Source organism: Methanocalculus sp. MC3 (genome assembly GCF_054767395.1).
On record NZ_BAABMP010000003.1, the window covers coordinates 24,819 to 31,402 of the forward strand.

At 49.2% G+C, this 6,584-nt stretch carries 5 protein-coding genes; 4 read left to right on the top strand and 1 reads right to left on the bottom strand.

The features are described from left to right. Positions 1–119: 119 nt before the first annotated feature. Positions 120–1,319 carry a glycosyltransferase gene (locus ACYUBO_RS08715; protein WP_460373657.1) on the bottom strand — a complete coding sequence of 400 codons (1,200 nt, stop codon included), beginning with the start codon at positions 1,317–1,319 and terminating at the stop codon, positions 120–122. Positions 1,320–1,551: 232 nt separating this feature from the next. Between ACYUBO_RS08715 and ACYUBO_RS08720 the strand changes: the two genes are divergently transcribed. From ACYUBO_RS08720 to ACYUBO_RS08735, 4 genes are read left to right on the top strand one after another with little or no spacing between them, the layout of a single operon-like run. Next, positions 1,552–2,490 carry a Gfo/Idh/MocA family oxidoreductase gene (locus ACYUBO_RS08720; protein WP_460373659.1) on the top strand — a complete coding sequence of 313 codons (939 nt, stop codon included), beginning with the start codon at positions 1,552–1,554 and terminating at the stop codon, positions 2,488–2,490. Beyond that, positions 2,487–3,581, top strand: coding sequence for a non-hydrolyzing UDP-N-acetylglucosamine 2-epimerase (wecB, locus tag ACYUBO_RS08725; protein WP_460373661.1), 1,095 nt, complete (start codon positions 2,487–2,489; stop codon positions 3,579–3,581). The genes ACYUBO_RS08720 and wecB overlap by 4 nt, the downstream gene beginning before the upstream one ends. Positions 3,582–3,623: 42 nt before the next feature. Beyond that, complete coding sequence (locus ACYUBO_RS08730) at positions 3,624–5,081, top strand: nucleotide sugar dehydrogenase (protein ID WP_460373663.1); 1,458 nt, start codon at positions 3,624–3,626, stop codon at positions 5,079–5,081. Further along, on the top strand, positions 5,078–6,163 hold the full coding sequence (locus ACYUBO_RS08735) for a DegT/DnrJ/EryC1/StrS family aminotransferase (protein WP_460373665.1): 1,086 nt from the start codon (positions 5,078–5,080) through the stop codon (positions 6,161–6,163). Before ACYUBO_RS08730 ends, ACYUBO_RS08735 begins: the two co-directional genes overlap by 4 nt. The last annotated feature ends 421 nt before the right edge of the window (positions 6,164–6,584 follow it).

The window sequence follows — 6,584 nt, forward strand, 5'->3', positions numbered from 1 at the left end:
AACTATTTCACTTCAAAGGGTGCGGATTGTGAAGGTCATATCAAAGAGAGAATGAGTAAATGGTGGATTATGAGGGATTCAATTGTGATCCAGTGCCTAAAAACACCGGGAGTTCAGGTTTATAAGTCAGATCCCCGATTTGATGGGTTCTCTTTCCACAGCCTTTTATCACCAGAGAGCACATCTTCGATCAAACCTTCAAACTCAACAGCTTTGCTTTTCCAAGAGAATCGGGAAAAATCGATCAGATAGTTCTTCCGCTCATTATAGATCTTCTCAATGTAATCAATAAACTCTGCCTGATTCCGATAGATATGAAGATGCGAACCCCCAATCGCCTCTACACCCGGGATTGGCGTAGAGAGGATGGGACGCGAACACGCTGAATATTCAAAGAATTTATTTGGAAGTGCTATAGCCCCCCATTTTGCCGATATATAAGGTATAGTGCATACATCCATAGCATTTACGTATAATGACAATTCATCATATCTTTTTACACCCGTAAAAGTGATGATATCAGCTAGGTTTAGGGAGGCGGTCAGTGTCTTCAGTTCATCGATATAGTTCGTAAAGAGAGAGCCGCCCACAATAAGAAGGTGGATTTCCGGTATAATTTGTTTGATCTCCGGCAACATTTTAATTAATGAATCTATTGCAAAAAAAGACTCTATACTGCCAGCAAACCCAATAGTAAAATTCTCAGGATCAAGACCAATCTCCTTCTTACACAGTTTTATATCTCGCGGATAAAACAAATCGGTATCAACACCATTTGTAATAAGTTTTGCATCAAATCCGAATTGTGCAAGTTTATCTACAATTGCGGGTGAAACTGTTGATATTTGTGTACTATTTGATAAATTCCATTCCGTTATTTTCCAAACAGTTGAATAAATTATCTTCTTTAATAGAGAGTTATTATAATACGCTGCAGCAGAATCCGGGAACCAATCTTTTAGATCGTTTATAACAGGGATTTTGTGTTTATTTGCTGCTTTTATCATAGCAGTTCCAGCGAGGACATGCGAACCAACAACAACCTCAATATCTTCATCCCGAATAATTTTTTCAAGAACTCTAAAATGATATGGCGCATTGAGAGTATAATGAAACAAAGGGCTTTGGATGGGAAACAATGTTGCTTCATGTACCTTCAGCCGGGTCTCCCGCTCTTCCCCACGACTGACATGGAAATGGGGGACATGAACATCATGCCGAGTTGCCAGATCCTCGAAAATATAATGATGACGGGATGGGATCGGGTGATGTATATAATCCTGCGTCGATACGAGGAGAATACGTCGTCTCTCATCCATCTGTCAGATCACTCCATTTATACCAAAAAAAACAGCTAACAGATCCAGATCTGGAATATCATCGGATCGCCTTAGACATTTTAAGTACCCCATCTGCATGATAGTACCCTTTTTGCACCCGTTATTATTAATTATTCTGCCACAAAGAGGAGAGAAACCGAATAATCCTAATAACATATCCCCCACATCCCGGAATACAGATGCTGTTTTACAAGATGAACACAGATAGTACATGAATAAGAATTGGAGCATTCAGATGGATGTTGGTGTCATCGGAGTAGGAGTAATGGGTAGAAATCATGCCCGGGTCTATAGTGAACTGAAGGAGGTCGGGTCGACCTATGTCTTTGACCTTGATACAAAGAGTGCGGAGGCTATCGCCGCCCAGACGGGAGCCGAGGTCTGTTCTTCAATTGAAGAACTACTCCGAAAGGTTGATCTCGTCTCGCTCGCTGTTCCCACCCGTTTTCACTTTGAGACAGCAAAACAGGTGATCGCATCCGGTGTGCATACCTTAATTGAAAAACCTATCTGCGCCACCGCAGCCGAGGCAGAACAGTTGATACAGGAGATGCCGGATGGGATTGTTGTTGGTATCGGGCATATAGAGCGGTTCAACCCGATCGTCCCTGAGATCAGAAGAATCGCAACTGCCCCCCAGTATGTCGCCTTCCACCGGCACAACCCCGCATCCGGCCGGATCACCGATGCCTCAATTGTCGAGGATCTGATGATCCATGACATCGACATCCTCTTCAACGCCTTCTTCCCGGATCAGGAGTATTCTTTCTCGGCAAGGGGGAACGGCGATATCGCACATGTCCTTGGATCCATTGATACCACCTCTTTTTACCTCTCTGCCTCCCGGAAATCTGCCAAGAAGATTCGGTCGATATACATCGAGGAAGAGGATCGTACAATTGAGGGCGACTTCATGACCCAGGAGATCTTTGTGTACCGGAAACCGGAGACATATGATCAGACCAATGGCCTGTACCGGCAGGAGAATATCATCGAGAAGGTACTCGTGAACAAGGTCGAGCCACTGAAGGTCGAGCTCCAGGCATTTGTCAGGGCAGCCCGTGATGGCAGACCATTTGAGGTGACCCCGGAGCAGGGGCTCCTGAATCTTCGGATCTGTGAAGGGGTTATGGAGGAGATGAACCGGTGAAGATCATCTCAATCATCGGTGCCCGCCCCCAGTTCATCAAGTGTGCGCCGGTCTCGCGGGCACTCAGAAAGGATCATCAGGAGATTCTGGTGCATACCGGCCAGCATTATGACGAGAACATGTCCGGCATCTTCTTTGAGGAACTATCCATTCCAACACCCGACTACCATCTCGGGATCGGATCCGGCTCCCACGGGGCGCAGACCGGCCAGATGCTTGCTGCAATTGAAGAAGTCCTGCTAAAGGAAGAGCCGGATATGGTTCTCGTCTATGGTGACACAAACTCCACCCTCGCCGGTGCACTGGCGGCAACAAAAATCCATATCCCTGTCGCCCATGTCGAGGCTGGCCTCCGGAGCTTTGACCGTAGTATGCCTGAGGAGATCAACCGTGTCCTCACCGACCATGCATCTGATCTCCTCTTTGTCCCAACTGAAAACGGGGTTGCAAACCTCGCCCGTGAGGGCATTGAAAAGGATGTCCATCGTGTCGGAGATGTGATGGTCGATGCCCTCCTCTTCAACCGGGAGCTGGCAGCACGATCAGATATTCTGGAACGGCTTGATCTTAAAGCAGGTACATATTACCTCGCCACCGTCCACCGTGCCAGCAACACCGATGACGAACAGAACCTCAGGTCGATCATGTCGGCATTTGCTGCCCTTGACCAGCCGGTGATATTCCCGGCACACCCGAGGACGCAGAAGTTCCTTGAGCAGTATGGCATTAATCCAGAGTCAATTACAAATCTCCGGATCATCGAGCCGCTCGCCTACTTCGATATGCTCCGGGTGCTCTCCCATGCTGCCGCTGTCCTCACCGACTCAGGCGGTGTCCAGAAGGAGGCCTATATCCTACAGATCCCCTGTATCACCCTGCGGGAGAATACCGAGTGGGTCGAAACGGTCGAGGATGGCTGGAACATGCTTGCAGGTCCCGATACCAACCGGATCATTGCAGCAGTCAGCCAGATGGCCGGAGATGGGCGAAATCAGCAGAACGGGCACTCCAGGACTCACTCAGCACACTATGGCGATGGCACCGCCGCTGATGCGATCAGACGGATTATCAGTGCATTTGACAAAGAATAAGAGAGATATAACAATCGATAGAATGAATCAGAGGAGACGACCATGACTGACCATCACAAAAAAACCCACCAAAACCAACTCACAACAATCATCAATAATCGCGGCCCGATCAAAACCATCGGCGTCATCGGGATGGGGTATGTCGGCATCCCGGCAGCCGCACTCTTTGCCGATGCCCCTGAATTCCAGAGGGTCTATGGCTTTCAGCGGAATTCGAAAAGCTCGGGTTATAAAATCGGGATGATCAACCGTGGCGAGTCACCGCTCGATAAGGATGAGCCGGAGCTAGGGGAACTGATCCAAAAGGTCGTCTCGGCAGGTAAGTTTGAATGTACAGCAGACTTTTCAAAGATCACCGAATGCGATGCGGTATGCCTCGCTATCCAGACGCCATTTGCCGATCCAAAAGATCTCATCCCTGACTTCAGACCGCTTCAGGACGGGCTGAGACAGACAGGAAGATACCTCACCGAGGGAACGCTTGTTGTCCTTGAGTCAACCATCACCCCCGGCACCACCATCGGGATGGCCCGTGAGATCCTCGAAGAAGAGTCCGGGCTTGTTGCCGGGAAGGACTTCGCCCTCGCCCATGCCCCTGAGCGGGTGATGGTCGGTCGGCTCCTGAAGAATATCAGGGAGCATGACCGGATCGTCGGCGGGATCGATGATCCCAGTACCAGGCGCGCAATCGAACTCTATACACCTGTGCTGACAACCGGCAGAATCATCCCGATGACAGCAACTGCTGCCGAGGTGACAAAGACTGCAGAAAATGCATTCCGTGACCTCCAGATTGCTGCTGCAAACCAGCTCGCTCTCCACTGCGAGGCGATGGGCGTCAATGTCTACGATGTCCGTGCAGGCATAGACTCACTCAAGGGCGAAGGGATCACCCGCGCAATACTCTGGCCCGGTGCCGGAGTCGGTGGCCATTGTCTGACGAAGGACACCTGGCATCTTGAACGGGGTGCACAGATGCTCGGTGGAGAGCTCTGGTATCCACACGGCCAGCATTCGATCTTCGGGGTTGCCCGTGCAATCAACGACTTCATGCCCTCCCATATGGCACAATTGACGCGGGATGCACTCAAACGGGCAGGTAAAGACGTTGCAGGATCACATATTGCCCTTCTGGGCTGGGCATTTATCAATGATTCAGGCGATGCCCGAAATACCCCCTCTGAACCATTTTATGAAGAGATGGAGAGGTGTGGTGCCAGGATGATGGTGCATGACCCCTTTGTTGCAGCTGATGACGCGAGTGTTCCAATAGAATCTGATCTGAATGTAGTTCTCCGCGCAGCAGATGCAATCGTCATCTTCACCGGCCATTCTGAATACAAACACCTCGATCCGCTCATCACCAGAACGCTTCTGGGTGCGGATCACCCGGTGATCGTCGATGGGCGCAATGTCATTGACCCCGATTCCTTCATCAACGCTGGTTTCATCTATAAGGGAATCGGGCGTGGCGACAAGAACAACCATCCGGTGGTATGATGATACCAATTGCACAACCGGATCTAGGAGAGGAAGAGATCAGCGCAGTAACAGAAGTTCTTCGATCCGGCATGCTTGCATCTGGTCCGAAGGTGACTGCATTTGAAGAGGCATTTGCCGGATATTGTGGTACACGATATGCAATTGCAACCTCAAACGGCACCACCTCACTTCACGCAGGTATGCTCGCTGCCGGTATAGGACCCGGTGACGAGGTAATTATCCCGGCCTTCACCTTCTTTGCTACCGCGAGCACTGTTGCAATGTGTGGAGCAACACCGGTCTTTGCGGATGTCGATCCCAGTACATATGGTATCGATCCTAACTCAGTACGTGAGCAGATCACCGCAAAAACAAAAGCTGTGATGGGGGTTCACCTCTTTGGCCAGCCATTTGATCTTGATGCACTTCAGGAAATCTGTTCCGACCACAAACTCATGCTCTTCGAAGACGCTGCCCAGGCTCATGGAACAGAGTACAGGGGGCAAAAAGTCGGTGGTTTTGGAACATTTGGATCATTCTCTTTCTACCCGACAAAGAACATGACTGCCGGGGAGGGAGGGATGATCACTACAGATGATCCAGAGCTGGCACGGAGGGCACGCCTGTATACAAACCATGGGCAGAGTGAGAAGTATCTCCATACCCTCATTGGATACAACTACAGAATGACAGATATTGCTGCGGCAATTGGTCTTGTGCAGCTTAAAAAACTGGATGCATATACCTCAAGAAGAATTGAGAATGCCCAGTACTATGATACCCATATCAGTGCACCCGGAATAATCACCCCCTCGGTGATGCCCGGTGCCCGGCATGTCTACCACCAGTATGTGATCCGGGTGACAGAAGAGTGCCCCATCACACGGAATGACCTGATCACCCACCTGAAGAATCAGGGGATCGGATCGGCAATCCATTATCCAATCGCTCTTCCTGATCAGCCTGTTTTTGCAGACAATCAGGCATTATGCCCAATTTCACGAAATCTTGCACAAACCGTCCTCAGCCTACCGGTACACCCCGGCGTCACTTTGGACGATTGTGAAAGCGTATGCGGTGTTCTAAACGATCTTAGATGAGATGGCCACTTATATGGGTCTGTGTCTGGAATTAATTGAAATTGATAAGCAGGGGATACCATCGATACTACCCCACAAGGAGATGTTTCCAGGATGGACTTAAAACCAATCAGAACGTACTGGCCAGACGTTGCGATAACCCGGGTTCACCCTGTTCTTTAACCTCCCATCTTTTATATGAAAATGCATGGGAACACCCATCATTTTCATCTTGTATGCCTGTTGCCCCAGATGGCATCATGAGTGTTTTTTTTGCAGAAGATCAGGGGAAGCATTACAACCCAACTTTGCCATTAACCGGTCTTCGGCAGTAAAAATCAAACTATCAAACATTTGCGTACATAGTTTTATATGAGAGTACATGTTTAATATTCAATTGTTCCACTATGGCTCTTGTAGATGGCTCGAATGTCACCATATC

Bases quoted from the DNA above. Each gene is read 5' to 3' on its own strand.
- ACYUBO_RS08730 (WP_460373663.1), top strand. From the start codon at position 3,624: ATGACTGACCATCACAAAAAAACCCACCAAAACCAACTCACAACAATC.
- ACYUBO_RS08715 (WP_460373657.1), bottom strand. From the start codon at position 1,319: ATGGATGAGAGACGACGTATTCTCCTCGTATCGACGCAGGATTATATA.
- ACYUBO_RS08735 (WP_460373665.1), top strand. From the start codon at position 5,078: ATGATGATACCAATTGCACAACCGGATCTAGGAGAGGAAGAGATCAGC.
- ACYUBO_RS08720 (WP_460373659.1), top strand. From the start codon at position 1,552: ATGAATAAGAATTGGAGCATTCAGATGGATGTTGGTGTCATCGGAGTA.